Here is a 17742-nt window from a genome sequence, read left to right on the forward strand (position 1 = left end):
CCCTTTATTTTCCAAAAATCATCGTAACAATTGCGACAGCGCAGCAAACACCAACAGCGTCTGCAAGCAGGCCGACTTTAAGTGCATCGCCAATTCGGCGAATTCCAACAGCACCAAAGTAAACGGTAACAACATAGAAGGTTGTATCTGTACTTCCCTGCATCACAGAAGCGAGCCGACCAATATAACTGTCGGGACCATAGGTCTTGATAAGTTCCGACATCAGACCGAGTGCACCATTGCCGGAGATCGGACGCAAAATCGCAAGCGGAACAACTTCCGGCGGCATGCCGACAAAAGAAAGTAACGGACGCAGCAAATTCGCCAACCCATCCATTGCACCCGAAGCCCGAAAAACGCCGATCGCCGTCAGCATGCCGACCAGAAATGGCATGATCGAAACGGCAAGCTTAATTCCTTCTTTGCCGCCAGCGACAAAGATTTCATAGGACGGAATTTTTTTGTAGGAGGCATGAAGCAGAATGATTGCGATCAGGATGGGAACCATCCAAACAGACAGAGTTGTCATCGCTGTCATTTGTTTTTCCGTTCCTTTCTCCTTCGCTGATAGTAGAACAAGCGATCGATAATTAACGCAGCAAGGGTTGTACATAAAGTGGCAAGCAGTGTCGGGCCAACGATCTCCGTTGGCGCAATCGATTTGTTTTGCATCCGGATGGCGATAACAGTTGTTGGAATCAACGTCAAACCCGATGTATTCAAGGCTAGGAGTGTTATCATCGACCGACTGGGACTATTTCGCCCGCCATTCAGTTGCTTCAACTCCTCCATCGCTTTAATCCCCATTGGTGTCGCTGCATTCCCAAGACCGAATAAATTCGCAATCATATTTGAAAGAATATAACCCATCGCCGGGTGGTCCGGAGGTATCTCTGGAAATATTGGTCGAATCAGTGGTTTGAAAAATCGAGCCAGCCAGTCTAGTAGTCCAGAACGTTCAGCAACTTTCATTAGGCCGAGCCAGAAGATCATCACACTAATCAGACCGATACAAATTGTAACGGCATAAGCGGCTGATTCAAAGATCGCTTGATTGACTGCATCCATCGTTCCATTGAACGCAGCATACATGAGTCCAATGAGAAAGAGCACAACCCAAATAATATTAATCATACAGACCCACACTCCCCACCCGAAACCAAGAAGCCAAATACACCTTGGACGATCGACCAAAAACCAGACTTTTTTTTCTGCTTTTCTTGAAAATAGACTGGCACTGATGTCAATGTTTTTCTGTCAAGGATTAGAAACAGTCTTCCAGCAGGTTGAGGAGGCTGCCATCCTTTTTGATTTTTGGGATGGATAAGTATGAGCTTTTTTTCCACTGACCGCTTTTCGTCCTGAGCAAGCGGCAGGGAAAGCGAGTGTTTGATATAAAGCCTGTCTTGATAAAAAGGGGCGGTGTTCGCATGCAATTGTCCTTTCCGGACCACTTGTACTTCTGTGAACGTCTTAAATCCCCAATCAAAAAGGCTTTGATGATCACGCCAATCATCACCGTCATTAAGTGTCACAGCGATCAGATCCATATGGCCTTTTGTAGCAGTTGAGATTAGCGTCCGACCAGCTGCTTTTGTAAAACCGGTTTTCCCGCCCGTCGTGTATTTGTACAGACGCAGTAACTTATTCTTATTCCCCCAGACGCGCGCCGCCGATCTATTGGTCGCTTGCGCGCGATAGATCCGTGTTGCGACAATTTTACGGAAGATCGGCTGCTGCATGGCGTAGCGTGTGAGAAGCGCCATATCGTAAGCAGTCGAATAATGATCCGGATTCTCCAATCCGTTCGGATTTGTAAAATGTGTGTCCATCATTCCGATTTCTTTTGCCTTTTCATTCATCAGGAAAACAAAGCCTTGCTCACTTTTGCCGACTGCTTCAGCTATGGCAAGCGACGCATCATTCCCGGAGCGTAGCATTAGTCCGTAAATGAGGTCGCGAAGCTTAATCTTTTCTCCGGGTTTTAAATAAATAGAGGACCCTTCAGTCCGGACTGCATTGGCGCTAACCCGTACAGTCTTGTTTAGTTTTCCCGATTCAATAGCGAGGATCGCTGTCATCACCTTAGTAATGCTGGCGATCGGTCGCTTATCATTCGCGTCCTTTCCAAAAAGCAGACGCCCTGACGATTGGTCTAGCAGCACAGCTGACGCCGCCGATACGCCTGGTGTATTGCCGAGGGCATGTCCCGGAGCGAGCGAAAAGAAAAAGATCGCACAGAGAATCACGGCGACCGCCTTGTTCAGCATGTTCATGCAGCTCCTTCCCAAGTTCTGGACTTTTATACAAGCTTATGCCCGATTCCTGGGATTATGAATGGATTGCCTACATGTACGCTTCTACTTCCATATTGTCAAACCCATGGCAGATCGTCTGTTTTTTTACTCTGAAACGATCTGTTCATCCTTATTTTCAGTTCTTTTCAAATTCTCAACGGTCTCTTTGTATTTATCATAGAACAAATCATAAGCATCCAACTGCTCATTGGGCTGACTGGCCGCTTCGAATAGCGGCGGCATCTCATTAAGTGAATGAAAGCCGAAATAGTCAAGAAAAAGTGATGTCACACCGTACAGTATCGCCCTTCCGGCACCCTCTGCCCGTCCAACTTCTTTGATCAATCCTTTTAATAACAGCGTATGCAACGCACGTTCCGATTTGACGCCGCGAATTTCATCGATCGTTACCCGCGACACTGGTTGTTTATAAGCAATGATGGCAACGGTCTCCAATGCCGCCTGCGAGAGCGGTGTCGCTTTTGGAATGGATGCCATTTTCTCAATATAAGGAATGAGTTCCGGCTTTGTTGTCAGCCGATAGCCGTCCGGTTTATCGGTAATCATTAAGCCAGATGCATTGTTATCTAAATAATCCTGTTTCATTGATTCAACTAAACGGCGCAGTTCTTGCGCAGATGTGTCAGGGAGAATCTTCTCCAGCTGATTGAGATCAATTCCTTCTTCTCCTGTCAAGTAGAGCAAACCTTCAATAATCGAACGTTTCTTCATCGGTGTCAAAATGATCAGCCTCCTCCCCAAGTTGTATCAGAATGTCGGAGAAATTGCTGTCCTGCCTGCAAATAATCGCTTTTTTCTTCATGAGTTCCAAAATAGCAAGGAACGTCACGACAAGATGGATCCTATCGTAATGCTCAGCCAATTGGCAAAAACTGATCGGATTGGCGGACGCGCGCAACGCTTGCACCAGAACGGTCATCTGCTTCGTGATCGGCAGAACCTGCTTGTCAATTTTCGTACTGAGCGGCTGCTGGAGTTTTCTTCGAGCAATCATTCGTTCAAGTGCGCGCATCATGTCATAGACCGTCGCTCGATTCTCAGTTGGCAGATAAGATAAATTCTGAGTTTCATAGTCGGTCAAATCATCGGCGGGTTTTGCAAGTAACAGCAGGCGGCGTGACTCATCCACGCGCAGCGAATCAGCAACTTCCTTAAATTGTTTATAATCAATGAGCTGACGCATGAGCGCCTGGCGAGTGTCCTCAGGATCTTCATAAGGTTCATCCGACAAATCGTCAAGAATTTCCGGTTTCGGCAGCAGCATTCGGCTTTTCATAGCAATCAATGTTGCAGCCATTACCAAGTACTCGCTCGCCACATTTAATTCTAATCGCTGCATTTGATGAATAAAGTCAAGGTATTGATCCGTAATCTCCGAAACTGGAATATCGTAAATATCGATTTCAAATTGCTTGATCAAGTGCAAAAGCAAATCAAGAGGACCCTCAAAAGCATCTATTTTAACGTTATATTCCAAATCTTTTCTCCCCTGATTTCAGAAACTTTGTGCACTCATTCTATCATAGAACGCATGTTCCGAATAGGTCTGCGTTCAAAGATGTCTTTCTTTGAGCGCCATTTAAATATGAGCTTAGCCGTTCCAAATGCGGTTCGGCTGCTCACTTGCCGCGGGCGCGCCGCGAGCCTCCTTAGACTGGCAATGGATCTGCGGGGACTCGCTGGCCCGCCCATTATTAACGTAAAAAAATCGGCGATGCCGAGCCCCGACCTCTATCAAATGCTTCAGCATAACCGTATTTTTTGTGCTTATCTATAAGGTAAACTTGGCTACGCCAAGTCTTTTTTTAACAATTGCGCTTCGGCTGCTCGCTTGCAGCGGGCGCCGCGCGTCTCCTCAGACAAGCTAGAATCTGCGAAGTCTCACTTAGCTCGCTTTTCCCGCAAGAGCGAAAGCGTACCTTTGCTGCATTTTTGTACGAAAAACTTAATGCTTTCTTATCTTTCAAAAAAAAAACAGGCTCATTTGCCTGTTTCTTCTTTTTCCCTATCCCGAAAACAATTCTCAAAATAATCTTTTATTTTCTCACTTGGCGCGATGCTCACTGAATTACCCAAAAGATCATGGAGCGAAAGAATCATTTTCTTACCGATTCCTTCTTCGCGGTATGAAGGATTGACACTGATATGGCTAATCGTCGCATGTTGCGTGTCGCTTAAATGAATGCCGATAACTCCGATAACATCTTCGCCGTTCTTCCATAAGAACAACTGCCAGTCATTGTCTTCTTCATATCTCCTGATCGTTTGAAAAACAGTCTTGATTTCTTTCTCAGATGGAATGAACGACAACAAACCCATAGCTATCTTTTCATAGCTTTTTTTATAACGAATCAGCATTTTCTACCCCTCATTGCAGGAGATACCGTCAATAAATAATTACTGTTCAAAAAAGCATCGCACAGCCGATTGCTCTTAGAGAATTCAGCATCAGATAAGAAGCATGCCGCTTTATTCGACGCTGGCCTCGTGTCTCTCAGTGCTTTGCCAGGCTCTATCTTCCGAGCTCTGTCCCGCGATATCTCCAAAATATATACCGATAATTATATTATAACCAAATCGAATCATTTGTGCATCCTCAGTTATCATTATGTGTTTTTACCTGAAGCGGCACGTCTAGACGGATGATATCAGCATATGTTTCCCTGCGTACAACGAGCGAGGCATCGCCGTCCTCGACGAAAACGACTGCGGGCGCCGGCAATCGATTATAATGACTGGCCATCGAATAGCCATATGCCCCTGTCGAAAGAACAGCCAGAATATCGCCGCTTGTGCAGCCCGCTGGCAAATGTGCCTGTTTAATCAGAATATCACCGGTTTCACAACACTTTCCAGCAATCGCGAGTATTTTATCCGCCGGCAAATTCGCACGGCTGGCACAAATTGCTTGGTAGTCCGCTTGATAAAGCGACGGTCTGATGTTATCAGCCATTCCTCCATCAACAGATAAATAGGTGCGTGTCCCTGGAATTTCTTTAGTCGCACCAGCCGTGTACAGCGTTGTGCCTGCTTCTCCAACAAGAGAACGACCAGGCTCAACCCAAATAGCCGGCAGCGGCAAGGCACGGTTGTCACATTCTTCGCGCACTGTGGCAACGATCGTGTCAATATAGTCCGCAATTGGCAGTGGATGATCCAACTCTGTATAATGAATACCGAATCCGCCGCCCACATTCAGAATACGCGGAGAAAAGCCAAGCTGTGCCGACCATCTATCCAAATATTTATAAATGGTCCGGATCGCTTCAGCAAATCCTTCGGTTTCAAATATCTGTGAACCAATATGGCAATGAAGTCCCTTTAAAATCAGATAACTCGATTCAAGTGCGAGACGGATGGCCTGCTCCGCCATCCCATTATCAAGATTGAAGCCAAATTTCGTATCATCGTGACCGGTCATAATAAATTCATGTGTATGTGCTTCGACGCCCGGTGTCACACGAAGCAGAATATCCATCGATTGACGTCGCTCAGCACAAAGCTGATTCAATCGATCGAGTTCGTAGAAATTATCGACGACGATAGCGCCAACCGCCGCATCAAGTGCGAGACGCAATTCACTGTCCGATTTATTATTTCCGTGAAAATGAATCCGCGATGCGGGCATCCCAGCATGCAGCGCGGTATAAAGTTCGCCTCCGGAAACAACATCAAGTGCCAAGCCTGCTTCATCAATCAGTTGAACCATGGCAAGAGTGGAGAAGGCTTTGCTCGCATAAGCAATTTGCCAGTCAATTTCTTTGTGCCGAGAAAATGCAGCTTTAAATTCCTCAATTTTTTCTTTAATTAGCGCTGTGTCATAGATATAGAGTGGCGTGCCGAATTCATTGGCCAGATCAACGGTGTCGCAACCGCCAATCATCAAATGGCCTTCATTATTCACTATCTGCGTGCCGAACAAAAACAATCTCCCCTTCCATTCACCTTGGCATCTATGCGACCCTTTCCAGAACGTCCTGGACGCCATTTTAACGAACACGGATAAGCAAAAGGCCTGCGTCAGGAGACACAGGCCTAGAAACGTACACCATGCGCCCGAAAAGTGCTCCACTGCGTACCAATAGTATTCGCATGCAGTGACAGTCTGCGAGCTGTTCGCCCGCAACCCAGCTACTGTCTTTGGAAAGACAGCGACTTCGGCAAGTTGACCTTTCAGAAATGATCCTCGTCTTCCGGACTCCCATTTCTTAATAATTCGCCTTGCTCCTCTTATCTGCTCAAAGGATGTCTGTTAAATTTAGTTCAGTTTAACACGATTAGTAGCCATTGACAAGATTCATTATGTTTTCGGTTGTCGATATTTGTCGAGCGGGCGGACAATACTCGGTCGCAGTACCGATGTCGGTAGGGCGCGTCGAATCAAAATATTATATAGTCCCGTCGGGTTAAACGGAATAAATGGCCATAAATAGGGCGTATTTAAATTGGTCACATGAGACAGGTAGATGATCACAAATGTAACAGCAATCATAAAACCTGGAACGTGGAAGAGCCCCGCCGCCAAGATCAGAAAAAGCCGAGTCAATTTATTAGCGAGTTGCAGTTCATAACTCGGCGTGGCAAAACCACCGATTGCCGATACAGATGTGTACAGAATCACCTCAGGGATAAAGACACCAACCTGAATCGCGATCTGGCCAATTAAAACAGCAGCAATCAAGCCGAGTGCCGTGGATAGTGAGGTCGGCGTATGGATCGCCGCAAGACGTAGTGTTTCGATACCCGCCTCGGCAATCAATACCTGAATCAGTAGCGGCAGGTGATAATTATGGTTATTGGGCCCAATAAAACCAAGTCCGGTCGGAAGCAAATGCTGCTGAACAAGCAGTAGCCAGAGAGGGACGAGAAAAACTGATGCAAAAACGGCGAGAAAACGTGTCCAACGCAGCATCCCGCCGGAGGCTGTCACTTGTCGATACTCCTCAACATGTTGGAGATGGTGGAAAAGGGTGGTCGGCAGAATCATAATGCTCGGGGATGTATCGGTGATCAGAATCACATGTCCTTCAAGCAGATGCGACGCCGCAACGTCCGGTCGTCCCGTGAAACGGACAAGTGGATAAGGATTCCATCCCTGCTGTAAAATAAATTCTTCCAAAGCATTATCTGCCATTGGGATACCGTCAACCTTAATCGAACCAAGCTCTTTGCGCAGGGTTTTCAATAAACCTGGATTTGCCACATCTTTTAAATAGCAGAGACAAACATCCGTCTTCGACCGTTCACCGATTTGAATCAATTCACAGCGCAGTCTCGGATCACGAAGGCGTCGTCGAATCAGACCTGAACTTTCAATTATATTTTCCGTAAACCCATCTTTCGCGCCGCGAACCACTTTTTCAACATCAGGTTCTTGAGGTGCACGACCCGGATAATGACGCAAATCGATAATCAACGCTTTGTCTTCGCCATCGATGAGCAGGGCAACCCGACCAGTGAGCATTTTATCGACAATTATGTTCAGCGTCTGTCCTTCCTCTACCTGATAATGGACCAAATGCTGTTTTATGTGCTCGAAGGTGTGGTTGTCCTGTGTCATCTCATGAACGAGACGCAACAATTCGGTTATGAGCAACGTTACAATCATTCCATCAGTCAAGCTATTGGTATAATAAATTCTGCACTGACGATCAAGGATCAGCAAATCCCGCGTACCTAGATCGAAATTATGCGGGCCGATATCAAGCAGCGTCTGTAACTGATCCTCATTTTCTTTCAATTTTTTGCTTATTGGCGTATCTTCTGCGAGCATCGGCATTGTGCCTCCCTCCTATCCATTTATCCTTTAGGTTTGAAGATCAACGCCGTCAGAAATCCAAAAAGTATCGCGGATGTAATACCGGCAGAAGTCAGTTTAAAAATTCCAATGGCAATCCCCAGATAACCGTGTTCGTGTCCTTCAGACATCGCACCATGAAGCAAAGCATGGCCGAAACTTGTAATTGGAATGGTAGCGCCCGCACCAGCAAGCTGTATCAATTGATCATAGATTCCAAAAGAGTCAAGTACTGCGCCGAGAACGACAAACGAAGCAACAACGTGCGCGGGTGTTAATTTGAAAACGTCAATTAAGATTTGTCCGAGCACACAAATGGCGCCGCCAACTAAAAAAGCATTGACAAAGATCATCTGTTGGCCCCCTTTACGGATTCAAAGACGACCCCATGAGCGATGCACGGAATGGTATCTTTCTCTTTCGTTGTTGATTTATTTAAGAGCGCTCCCGTGGCAACGACAATCACTCGCTTTAATGAGCCTTCGGTAAGCCGGCGATACAAATAACCGAACGTGACCACTGCAGAACAGGCACAGCCACTACCTCCCGCATTCACCGGCTGTTCTGGGCTGTACACCATTAGACCGCAGTCCTGATGCTGCTTGGTAATATCCAATCCTTTCTCAAGCAGTAGTTCTTTCAGGATCGGTGAACCAACACGCGATAGATCGCCGGTCACAATCAAATCATAATCATCTGGGCTACGTCCCGTATCCTGAAAATGGCGCCAAATGGTATCCGCGGCAGCTGGTGCCATGGCGGCGCCCATATTATTCGGATCCGAGATCCCCCAATCAATGACACGGCCAAGTGTTGCCTCGGTTACACGTACGTTTCCCGACTCGCGACTGACGAGTGCCGCACCCGCACCGGTAACCGTGAATGTCTGGGTCAAGTTAAGTGGCCCGCCATATTCGGTCGGATAGCGGAATTGCCGTTCGGCGGTTGCATTATGGCTGCTTACCGCACACAACACACGATCAGCGTAATCGCTGTCCACAAGCTGCGCCGCTTGTGCGATCGTCTCCATTGAAGTTGAGCAGGCGCCGAACATGCCTAAATAGGGAATCCTGTTTTCTCGTGCGATAAAATTCGATGTCACCGTCTGATCCATTAAATCGCCGGCCAGAAATAAATCAATGTCACTTTCTTTTCGTCCTGCTTTTGCGAGACAATAGGCAACCGCCCGGCGCATCAGTGTTCGTTCAGCATCACTCCAATTTTTTTCCCCACAAGAAAGCGTGTTATACGCTTTATCGAATGTGCCGCCAAGCGGTCCCCGAGCCTCTAATGGTCCGACGGCTGTCCCTGTCGCAGAAAGATAAATAGGGTGATCAAAACGCCATGTTTGCTGCTTCACTCTGCTCACGTTTATCCTCCTCTCAGAATGCTTGCGCAAGAAATAGCCGTATGATTCCGAGAACGGCTGCTGAGACAACGCCAAATACAATAACCGAACCAGCGAGAGAGAATAGATTGGTCGCTACGCCAAGGACAATCCCCTCGCTTTTATGTTCTAATGCAGCACTCGTGATCGAGTTAGCGAAACCCGTCACAGGTACAATCGAACCAGCGCCGGAAAATCGGGCGATTTTGTCATAGAGGCCACATCCCGTCATCAATGAAGCGATCAAGATTAACGTCGCTGACGTCGGATTCCCAGCTGATGCTTTGGTAAAGTGAAAGAAATGGATATAGAAAACTTGCAGAAATTGACCAATGACGCAAATCAGCCCCCCGGACACGAAGGCTTTCAAACAATTGCGTACATAAGGCACTTTTGGCAGATATGGTTTAATATTATCACTGTAATTTTTCGGGTCATTCAGCATCGCACTATCTCCTCTGTGAGTGTTCTGAACTGTAGTATCTGTCTAATCCGCCAAATTATGCCTACTTTGTTTGAATCCTAACCTGCCATACATAAAGCTGCAAACAGGAAAAGAGCCAGACAGCCTATTCGGCCATCTGGCTCTTGATTTCTTCAAGTATTTTCTTCTCTAGCCGCGACACCTGTACTTGGGAAATACCGAGCCGGACCGCCACCTCCATCTGCGTCTGATCTTTGAAATAACGCAGATAGACGATTAATTTCTCTCGATCACTCAGCCGTTCCACCGCTTCGCGGACAACCATTTTATCAAACCACTTGCTACTTTCACCATCGGATATTTGATCAAGAATCGTAATCGGATCACCATCATTTTCGAAAACGGTCTCGTTAATTGATGATGGCGCCCGAATCGCTTCTTGAGACAAAACAATTTCTTCGGCCGTTATTTCCAAAGCATCAGCCAGTTCGCCAACTGTCGGATTCCTGCCTAATTTCTTCGATAATTCATCCTTTTTCTTGCGAACACGGATACCCGTTTCTTTTAATGACCGGCTGACTTTAACCGCGCCGTCATCACGAATGAAGCGCTGAATTTCACCGATTATCATCGGTACCGCATAAGTTGAAAATTTGACGTTGTAAGTCAAATCAAATTTATCGACGGATTTCAAAAGCCCGATACAGCCAATTTGAAAGAGATCATCAGGTTCATAACCACGGTTGATAAACCGCTGCACAACGGACCAGACAAGCCTCATATTTTTCGAAACCAGCCGATCCCGCGCTTCATGATCGCCAGACTGACTGCGTTTAATCAGTTGCTTAACCTCTTCATCATCAAGCAAAGGTTCCTTGGCGCCAATTTTCCGTTCCAGATCCATTCGCATGTCTCCCTACTTGCAAACTGCGCGGTTATAGGTGATTTCTTTCGTCATAAAGACTGTTGTTCCCTTGCCGACCTCCGTTTCAACCGTCACATGATCCATGAAATTTTCCATAATTGTAAAACCCATGCCAGAACGCTCCAACTCGGGCTTGGTTGTATAAAGCGGCTGCTTGGCCCGTTCCAAATCCTGGATACCAATACCGTCGTCATGAATAGACAGATTTAATACACCGCCGTCTAGCGCTGCACGAATCTGCACCATACCTTTTCCGTTGTTTTCATAGCCGTGAATAATCGCATTTGTTACCGCTTCGGAAACAACGGTTTTGATTTCGGTCAGTTCCTCCAGCGTCGGATCAATCTGTGCGACAAATGCCGCAACAGTCACTCGAGCAAACGACTCATTCTCGCTGATCGCCAGAAAATCGAGCGTCATTTCATTTTTCAATCAAGCCACCCCCAGCGTATGAAGTGCGTATTGTTCATCTGTCTCAAGCCGAATGATTTTAAACATGCCGCTAAGTTCAAATAAGCGGCGTACAGCAGGCGAGATCGAGCATACGACCATTTCGCCGCCGAGACTGGCGATTTTTTTATAGCGTCCGAGAATGACCCCGAGACCTGAACTGTCCATAAATGAGAGATTGCCGAGATTCAAGAGAATGTGCTGAACGATCTCTTCCTCCATAACTGCATTGACCCGTTCACGAAGAAGATTGGCCGTATGGTGATCTAATTCGCCTTCCAGCCGAATACAGAGCACGCCGTTTCTGACTTGCAAATCCATTTCGAGACTCATTTCATTCTCCCCTCCCAAATAATTGCCTTTATGCTTTATCAAACCACTCACTTAGCGATCGAACTAATAGAAGCATTCCCTTCGCAATCGATAAATTCCTTCTTGCTGACAGAACTAGTGCTGTTTCGTCAAAACTAGTGAAAAGACGCGAAAGTCTGCCTAGGGAATGGATCAATGCGTAAGTAGCATTCCAGCACTACGTTTAAATAATTGCCACCACGAAGCGCGGGTCACCGTGACGTTGACAACGAGCGGTGTTTTCGAGACAACCTTATTTTTCTGGCGTACCACATAATAGCCGACAACTGAACCGCGCTTAATTGGCGCCTGGAGTTTGCCGTTCCACTCCACACGTTTCTTCAATCCCTTTGCCTGCTCACCCTTTTTCAAGAGCAGAACGGTTGGGCGTTCAGTCACGACCGGAACATGGCTGTAATTACCTTTCTCGACTTTTTCATTGACAACCGTCTGGCCTTTTTTCATGATTTCCTTCGTTGTGTAGGTGGCAAAAGCCTGATTCATTAATGACGCAACTTCCTTATTGCGTGCTTTCGGGGTCGGTGCGCCCATCACAACAGCAATGACACGCATGCCGTTTCTTTTCGCCGTAGCTGTCAGACAATATTTTGCCTCATTGGTGAACCCCGTTTTCATCCCATCAGCGCCTGGATACGTTTTAATCAGCTTATTGGTATTGACTAGCCAAAACTTTTTATCCGTATTTTCGCGGAGATAGTCCTCATACTTTGAGGTGTAATGAAATACCTGCTGATAGCGGGCAAGCGCCTGCGCCATGATCGCCATATCGTGCGCAGTCGTGTAGTGATCGGCAACAGGCAGACCTGTCGGATTGACGAAATGCGTGTGCTTCAGCCCAAGCATTTTGGCTTCTGCATTCATTTGTTTAACAAACGCAGGAACCGAACCGCTCAGGTGTTCTGCCATCGCTACGGATGCGTCATTCCCAGAAGCAATTGCTATCGCCCGCAGCATTTCATCTACGGTCATTGTCTCGCCTGGTTCAAGAAATACTTGCGAACCGCCCATCGACGCAGCATTTTCACTGACGGTTACTTTATCCTTTAGCGAGATCTGGTGATGGCTCAGAGCTTTGAAGATTAACAGCATTGTCATTACCTTTGTCATACTAGCGGGGGGTAATTCCTTATTGGCATTCTTTTCGTAAAGGACTTTTCCAGTCTCCCCTTCAATCACAATGGCCGACTTTGTTGCTTCTTCATTTCCCGTTGAAGTTTTGCTTGTCTCCGCATGAGCAGTAAACGCTGGGCTCGCAAGGCAAAATACAAAAACGGAACTTATCAGCCAAGCAAAAAATGACTTCATGAATCTACCTCCTTACTATAATCTTTAGCATTGTCTCCACAATGACCTGTTTTATACGAAAACAATACAAGAAAATAGAGAGAAAGATTATTAATTTATCCCGTCTTTCATCATCAGTAAAACAAGGCTCAAGCAAGGGTCCTTTTTTAACAATTGCGCTTCGGCTGCTCGCTTGCCGCAGGCGCCGCGCGTCTCCTCAGCCAAGCGAGAATCTGCAGGGTCTCACTTGGCTCGCTCTTCCCACAAGGCGCGAGCGCACCTCGCTGCATTTTTGTGCGAAAAAATTTATATTTTCTTAAAAAAAAATAAAAAAAAACAGATCCTGTATCGGATCCGTTTTTGACAATTCCTTTAGCCGCTCTCACATTGCAGCGAGCGTTCGTCGAACGAGCGCGATGAAATGATCCTTCACCCGCTCAGCCGTCTCAATTACTTCCTGATGCGCGAGCTTTTGATTGAGAATGCCACTCGCCATATTTGTAATGCAGGAGATGCCCAATACGCGTAGTCCAGCATGAGCAGCGGCAATCACTTCAGGCACCGTTGACATACCAACGGCATCAGCACCCATAACGCGCATCATTCGAATTTCTGCCGGCGTTTCATATTGTGGTCCAGAAGTTGCCAAATAAACACCTTGGCGAATCGGTAGGTGGAGATTGACTGCTTCTTTCTCAGCCAATTTAATCAGCGTCTTATCATAGACAGCCGACATATCGGGAAAACGCGGGCCAAGTTCCGGATCATTCGGTCCGATCAGCGGGCTTGTGCCGAGCATATTAATATGATCCGTGATCAGCATCAAATCGCCTGGATGAAATGACGTGTTAATCCCTCCGCAGGCGTTGGTAACGATTAATGTATGTATCCCAAGTCCTTTCATTACAGCAACAGGGAAAGCAACTTGTTGCAATGAATGGCCTTCATAATGATGGTACCGACCCTGCATCGCGATAACCTTTTTCCCTTCAAGTTGTCCAATGACAAAGCGTCCTTTATGTCCTTCAACAGTTGGCACAGGGAAATGCGGCAGAGATTGATAAGGAATGATTTGAGCATTTTCGATCTGATCAGCAATATCGCCAAGTCCCGACCCAAGAATTAGACCGATTGCTGGCCTGTTTGTTTCATTTAGATGCAACGCATCCAGCACTTCTGAAAGTTGACTCATTTAATCTTCTCCTCTTCCTGATTGTCGTTACGCACGGGGGTGATACAAACGATAAAAATCTTTTAATAAGGGTTTTGCAGTATGCGAAAAACGCTGAGCAAACAATGTGCTTGTGCGACCCATTAGCATTTCCACCGATAATACGTCCGCACCGTTCTCTAGCAAATGCGCGGCGAGGGATTGCCGAAGCGTTTCCGGTGACAGCTGCTGATTAATGCCTGCAATCGCTGCATACTGTTTTAATATTTTCCAGATGCCTTGTCGGCTGAGGCGCCGGCAGCGACGATTGACAAACAGCGCACATTCGTCCTCCGGCACATTTTCTCTGCCGTCTTCTATGTAATGCCGCAACGCCGCTTCTGCCTTTTTTCCAATTGGAAGGACCCGCTCGCGTCCTTTTTTACCGCCGCAATGAACAAACCCCATATCCAAATGAACATCATTCACGTTCAGTTGAATTAATTCACTGACGTGCATGCCTGTCGCATAGAGCAATTCAAGCATCGCCAAATCACGACATCCCGTCGCTGTGCCCGAATCTGGTGCGTCAAGCAACTGCTCAATTTGTGGATAGCTGAGCACTTCAAGATGATGAAGGGTCACCTTTGGCGTGTCCATCAAATAAGTCGGATCATCCGGGCGGATGTGACAGCTAACCAAATAGCGGTGAAAGCGCCGAACAGCCGTTGCTTTTCGCGCAACGGTAGCTGCTGCACTGCCTTGATCTTGAATCCAATAAAAGTATTTCCGAACCATGAGGTCATCTACACGCAACCAATCGCTGCATCCTTGTTGATCACTGAGAAAATACATGTACTGAGCGATATCGTTTCGATAAGCGTCAATCGTATTGACGGACAAATGCTGCTGTTCAGACAGTTCGTTGAGAAAAGCGGTCACCTGTTCCTGAAGCTTCTCCATGATTATTCTCCGTCCCTCAAAAATTCGATCAGCCGTCTTGATAAATTGATCGTTTCACCATTCAAAATATCACTGACCTGATTCTTAGAAAACAGACTGACTTTAACTGCATCTGAACCTGGCTGATCGTAGCGGTGAACCCGCTCTTCATGCCCGTCGATCCAGGTTAATCCGGTATAAAATGCCGCCGTAAGCAGTGCGAAAAACAATAGCAGTTTGAGCCCTTTAAAAAAGTTTCGAACATATTCTATCATGCACTCTCCTCCGTTTGCGTACAAGTCTTCTCTCATAGACTATGCATAACGGGGCAGAAAAAGCTCTATTGTATCTCCAGCAACTTCATACTAGCAGGCACCGTCTACCAACAGAACCTGTTTCCGACACGCAATCGGATACAGGCAATCGCCAATCGATGGTGATGTTAAAAAACAGCCTCGATTGAAAACGGGCTGCCCGGTGAAAATCGATCATTTTTTTACTCGGAGTTACACTTTTTCCGTTAGTTGTTCATCGGTATCAAGCGTTGCTGCTTTCTGATGTTCTTCTTCATGCTTCGCTAAGCAGCGATGACAAATACCATGAAAAGTCAGCCGATGATCTTTCACTTTAAAATGCCACCTGCGCTCGACAATTTTCTCTACGTCACTCAGCAAATCTTCCTGGATTTCATCAACCGAACCACATTCAATGCAAACAAGATGATGATGAAAGTGATTGGCCCCTTCCTGGCGCAGGTCATAGCGCGATACCCCATCGCCAAAATTGATTTTGTCAACAACCTTTAGTTCAGAGAGTAATTCAAGCGTGCGATAAACCGTAGCCAGACCAATTTCTGGCGACTTTTCTTTCACAAGCAAATAAACATCTTCCGCACTCAGATGATCTTGTTCATTTTCCAGCAGAACGCGGACCGTTGCTTCGCGTTGCGGTGTCAGTTTATACTTTTGCGAATGCAATTGTTTCTTAATACGGTTAATGCGTCCTTCCTCCACAAAAATTCCCCCTAACGCCGATAAGTAACGTCCTGATCACTAATGATCAGCTTATCTAGCGACTGTCCGCAACTAATGTCTGATTATTATTCTCTTCAGAAAAACTTGGCCTAGCCAAATCCTTTTTTTAACAATTGCGCTTCGGTTGCTCGCTTGCCGCGGGCACTTGCATTTGCACTCCATTTTTACGAAAAATCATATACATTCTTATCCTTTAAAAAATTATAATCCTTACAAAAAAGTGTGTCAATAATATAAAATGACTTTCACTTTATAATTATTTTATTATGAGAAAATAAAAAGTACAAGATTATCTGCCTTTTAAAGGTTTTTTATTTATTAAATGAACAGATTCCTTCTCAATTAACAGATTAAGAAACAAACAGACGAATCAATTGTGGGGAAATATAAGCTTCAAAAGCGCAGGCAACGACGAGTGCACCGCTTGATACAACAAGAACGAGCAAGTAATTGATAAATTGCGGCAGAAGCGGTTCTTTTCTGATTTTCATCAGTAGTTGACGGATGATTCTCAGCGAACAGGCAACTGCAACAACGGTCAAAAAGATGTCAATTGGGATGATCAGAAGATTTTGTGGAAAAACGGAAACCATTGCCACACCAAACCCTTTTGTCCCCATCTGACTGACCAGGAAGCCGACTGTAAAGCCAAGAAACATACCACGGACAAAAATCAACACGAATAAAACGGGCAAACCAATAACAGATAAACCGAGAAGCCAGATCAATGCAATATATTGAAAGTCATTGCCGATGGCCTCTTTAAATAAAACCGTTGGATCAGCAATCCGTCCGCCAGCCAGTTCATTGAAGAAATTCTGCATATACTGCAATAAATCATTTCTTGCTTCATAGGAAAGACTGTTGACAACAACGGCTCCGAAAATAATCCCCATCAAAAAGAGAGCAATGATAAATGTATACAAGGAACGATAATCTGTGAGATGGCGCAGCGCTAATTGCTTCAGCTTATTTCCGATCATTTTCGGCATGCCTCCCTGCCTTGTCGCAATAAAATCTATTAATTACTCTATGATTTTTTGGACAAACTATGACAGGGATTTGGCTAAGCGAGCGGTTTATGCAATCTGATAAGCTTATCCTTTTGCGCGTAGCTGCATAAACTGTACGGCGTACATTGATTTGAGATCAGCAATCTGCATCGATTGAACCATCTGGACCGCCTCTTTTAAATCAAAAGCAGAAGCCTCCAAAAACTCATCTTCATCCAGATGCTGTTGTCCAGAGATAAGCGAGTCCGTATAATACAGGTGAATCAGTTCATCTGAAAAACCTGGTGTCGTGTAAAAAGATATAATCCGTTCCATCTTGGCGCATGAATAGCCAGTTTCCTCTTCCAGTTCGCGAACGGCTGCTTTTTCCGGATCTTCGCCCGGTTCCAACTTACCCGCAGGAATTTCGTAAATGATTTTATCAAGCGGATAGCGGTACTGCCTGACGAGCAACAATTTACCCTCAGGATTCACTGCAATGACAGCCACCGCGCCAGGATGTTTCACCACTTCCCGCGTCGCCTTCGCGCCATTTGGCAGTTGAACGTTATCGAGAAAAAGGTGAACTACCCTTCCTTTAAAAATTTCTTGTGTATCAATTGTTTTTTCTGTCAATCCATCTGAATCCATAGGTGCATCCCTCACA

The 17742-nt window shown here is 46.0% G+C and carries 21 protein-coding genes and 1 riboswitch; all 21 genes read right to left on the reverse strand.

The window, feature by feature from the left end:
• Positions 1-4 precede the first annotated feature (4 nt).
• A complete protein-coding gene (locus JOC27_RS06290) occupies positions 5-538 on the reverse strand; it encodes a spore maturation protein (protein WP_205006161.1) in 534 nt (177 codons plus the stop codon).
• A complete protein-coding gene (locus tag JOC27_RS06295; protein WP_205006162.1) occupies positions 535-1134 on the reverse strand; it encodes a nucleoside recognition domain-containing protein in 600 nt (199 codons plus the stop codon). The genes JOC27_RS06290 and JOC27_RS06295 overlap by 4 nt, the downstream gene beginning before the upstream one ends.
• Positions 1131-2270: a D-alanyl-D-alanine carboxypeptidase family protein gene (locus JOC27_RS06300; protein ID WP_239529950.1), complete on the reverse strand. Its 1140-nt coding sequence runs from the start codon at positions 2268-2270 to the stop codon at positions 1131-1133. The genes JOC27_RS06295 and JOC27_RS06300 overlap by 4 nt, the downstream gene beginning before the upstream one ends.
• Before the next feature lie 132 nt (positions 2271-2402).
• Positions 2403-3029 carry an SMC-Scp complex subunit ScpB gene (scpB, locus tag JOC27_RS06305; RefSeq protein WP_239529974.1) on the reverse strand — a complete coding sequence of 209 codons (627 nt, stop codon included), beginning with the start codon at positions 3027-3029 and terminating at the stop codon, positions 2403-2405.
• Positions 3007-3795, reverse strand: a complete 789-nt coding sequence (locus JOC27_RS06310; RefSeq protein ID WP_205006165.1) for a segregation/condensation protein A — start codon at positions 3793-3795, stop codon at positions 3007-3009. The genes scpB and JOC27_RS06310 overlap by 23 nt, the downstream gene beginning before the upstream one ends.
• 503 nt (positions 3796-4298) lie before the next feature.
• Positions 4299-4676, reverse strand: coding sequence for a GNAT family N-acetyltransferase (locus JOC27_RS06315; protein WP_205006166.1), 378 nt, complete (start codon positions 4674-4676; stop codon positions 4299-4301).
• 238 nt (positions 4677-4914) lie between these two features.
• Complete coding sequence (gene lysA, locus JOC27_RS06320; protein ID WP_205006167.1) at positions 4915-6246, reverse strand: diaminopimelate decarboxylase; 1332 nt, start codon at positions 6244-6246, stop codon at positions 4915-4917.
• A gap of 125 nt (positions 6247-6371) precedes the next feature.
• A riboswitch (Lysine riboswitch) is annotated at positions 6372-6558 on the reverse strand.
• A gap of 60 nt (positions 6559-6618) precedes the next feature.
• Positions 6619-8091, reverse strand: coding sequence for a spore germination protein (locus JOC27_RS06325; protein WP_205006252.1), 1473 nt, complete (start codon positions 8089-8091; stop codon positions 6619-6621).
• Positions 8092-8117: 26 nt separating this feature from the next.
• Positions 8118-8468 (reverse strand): stage V sporulation protein AE, encoded by a 351-nt coding sequence (gene spoVAE, locus JOC27_RS06330; RefSeq protein WP_205006168.1) that lies wholly within the window; start codon positions 8466-8468, stop codon positions 8118-8120.
• Positions 8465-9484, reverse strand: coding sequence for a stage V sporulation protein AD (spoVAD, locus tag JOC27_RS06335; protein ID WP_205006169.1), 1020 nt, complete (start codon positions 9482-9484; stop codon positions 8465-8467). Before spoVAD ends, spoVAE begins: the two co-directional genes overlap by 4 nt.
• 13 nt (positions 9485-9497) lie before the next feature.
• Positions 9498-9947 (reverse strand): stage V sporulation protein AC, encoded by a 450-nt coding sequence (gene spoVAC, locus JOC27_RS06340; protein ID WP_205006170.1) that lies wholly within the window; start codon positions 9945-9947, stop codon positions 9498-9500.
• Between the two features lie 124 nt (positions 9948-10071).
• A complete protein-coding gene (sigF, locus tag JOC27_RS06345; protein WP_205006171.1) occupies positions 10072-10830 on the reverse strand; it encodes an RNA polymerase sporulation sigma factor SigF in 759 nt (252 codons plus the stop codon).
• Between the two features lie 12 nt (positions 10831-10842).
• Complete coding sequence (gene spoIIAB / locus JOC27_RS06350) at positions 10843-11283, reverse strand: anti-sigma F factor (RefSeq protein WP_205006172.1); 441 nt, start codon at positions 11281-11283, stop codon at positions 10843-10845.
• Positions 11284-11634: an anti-sigma F factor antagonist gene (gene spoIIAA, locus JOC27_RS06355; protein ID WP_205006173.1), complete on the reverse strand. Its 351-nt coding sequence runs from the start codon at positions 11632-11634 to the stop codon at positions 11284-11286. It abuts the gene before it with no gap.
• 171 nt (positions 11635-11805) lie between these two features.
• Positions 11806-12978: a D-alanyl-D-alanine carboxypeptidase family protein gene (locus tag JOC27_RS06360; RefSeq protein WP_205006174.1), complete on the reverse strand. Its 1173-nt coding sequence runs from the start codon at positions 12976-12978 to the stop codon at positions 11806-11808.
• 361 nt (positions 12979-13339) lie between these two features.
• Entirely contained in the window at positions 13340-14149 is an 810-nt protein-coding gene (locus JOC27_RS06365) for a purine-nucleoside phosphorylase (RefSeq protein ID WP_205006175.1), read from the reverse strand.
• Positions 14150-14176: 27 nt separating this feature from the next.
• A complete protein-coding gene (locus JOC27_RS06370; RefSeq protein ID WP_205006176.1) occupies positions 14177-15070 on the reverse strand; it encodes a tyrosine-type recombinase/integrase in 894 nt (297 codons plus the stop codon).
• A gap of 2 nt (positions 15071-15072) precedes the next feature.
• A complete protein-coding gene (locus JOC27_RS06375; RefSeq protein WP_205006177.1) occupies positions 15073-15324 on the reverse strand; it encodes a DUF4227 family protein in 252 nt (83 codons plus the stop codon).
• A 231-nt stretch (positions 15325-15555) separates the two neighbouring features.
• A complete protein-coding gene (fur, locus tag JOC27_RS06380; protein ID WP_205006178.1) occupies positions 15556-16062 on the reverse strand; it encodes a ferric iron uptake transcriptional regulator in 507 nt (168 codons plus the stop codon).
• Between the two features lie 371 nt (positions 16063-16433).
• On the reverse strand, positions 16434-17066 hold the full coding sequence (gene spoIIM / locus JOC27_RS06385) for a stage II sporulation protein M (protein WP_205006179.1): 633 nt from the start codon (positions 17064-17066) through the stop codon (positions 16434-16436).
• Positions 17067-17180: 114 nt separating this feature from the next.
• Positions 17181-17726 (reverse strand): NUDIX hydrolase, encoded by a 546-nt coding sequence (locus tag JOC27_RS06390; protein ID WP_205006180.1) that lies wholly within the window; start codon positions 17724-17726, stop codon positions 17181-17183.
• Between the last annotated feature and the right edge of the window lie 16 nt (positions 17727-17742).

The organism is Sporolactobacillus spathodeae (assembly GCF_016908935.1).
Lineage (GTDB): Bacteria > Bacillota > Bacilli > Bacillales > Sporolactobacillaceae > Sporolactobacillus > Sporolactobacillus spathodeae.

What these genes read in the sequence shown, in the direction of transcription:
- JOC27_RS06295 (WP_205006162.1), bottom strand. Translation starts at nt 1,134, where the DNA reads ATGATTAATATTATTTGGGTTGTGCTCTTTCTCATTGGACTCATGTAT.
- JOC27_RS06300 (WP_239529950.1), bottom strand. Translation starts at nt 2,270, where the DNA reads ATGCTGAACAAGGCGGTCGCCGTGATTCTCTGTGCGATCTTTTTCTTT.
- JOC27_RS06365 (WP_205006175.1), bottom strand. Translation starts at nt 14,149, where the DNA reads ATGAGTCAACTTTCAGAAGTGCTGGATGCGTTGCATCTAAATGAAACA.
- JOC27_RS06390 (WP_205006180.1), bottom strand. Translation starts at nt 17,726, where the DNA reads ATGGATTCAGATGGATTGACAGAAAAAACAATTGATACACAAGAAATT.
- JOC27_RS06375 (WP_205006177.1), bottom strand. Translation starts at nt 15,324, where the DNA reads ATGATAGAATATGTTCGAAACTTTTTTAAAGGGCTCAAACTGCTATTG.
- JOC27_RS06325 (WP_205006252.1), bottom strand. Translation starts at nt 8,091, where the DNA reads ATGCTCGCAGAAGATACGCCAATAAGCAAAAAATTGAAAGAAAATGAG.
- scpB (WP_239529974.1), bottom strand. Translation starts at nt 3,029, where the DNA reads ATGAAGAAACGTTCGATTATTGAAGGTTTGCTCTACTTGACAGGAGAA.
- sigF (WP_205006171.1), bottom strand. Translation starts at nt 10,830, where the DNA reads ATGGATCTGGAACGGAAAATTGGCGCCAAGGAACCTTTGCTTGATGAT.
- spoVAE (WP_205006168.1), bottom strand. Translation starts at nt 8,468, where the DNA reads ATGATCTTTGTCAATGCTTTTTTAGTTGGCGGCGCCATTTGTGTGCTC.
- JOC27_RS06360 (WP_205006174.1), bottom strand. Translation starts at nt 12,978, where the DNA reads ATGAAGTCATTTTTTGCTTGGCTGATAAGTTCCGTTTTTGTATTTTGC.
- spoVAC (WP_205006170.1), bottom strand. Translation starts at nt 9,947, where the DNA reads ATGCTGAATGACCCGAAAAATTACAGTGATAATATTAAACCATATCTG.
- spoIIAA (WP_205006173.1), bottom strand. Translation starts at nt 11,634, where the DNA reads ATGAGTCTCGAAATGGATTTGCAAGTCAGAAACGGCGTGCTCTGTATT.
- spoIIM (WP_205006179.1), bottom strand. Translation starts at nt 17,066, where the DNA reads ATGATCGGAAATAAGCTGAAGCAATTAGCGCTGCGCCATCTCACAGAT.
- JOC27_RS06290 (WP_205006161.1), bottom strand. Translation starts at nt 538, where the DNA reads ATGACAGCGATGACAACTCTGTCTGTTTGGATGGTTCCCATCCTGATC.
- JOC27_RS06315 (WP_205006166.1), bottom strand. Translation starts at nt 4,676, where the DNA reads ATGCTGATTCGTTATAAAAAAAGCTATGAAAAGATAGCTATGGGTTTG.
- JOC27_RS06370 (WP_205006176.1), bottom strand. Translation starts at nt 15,070, where the DNA reads ATGGAGAAGCTTCAGGAACAGGTGACCGCTTTTCTCAACGAACTGTCT.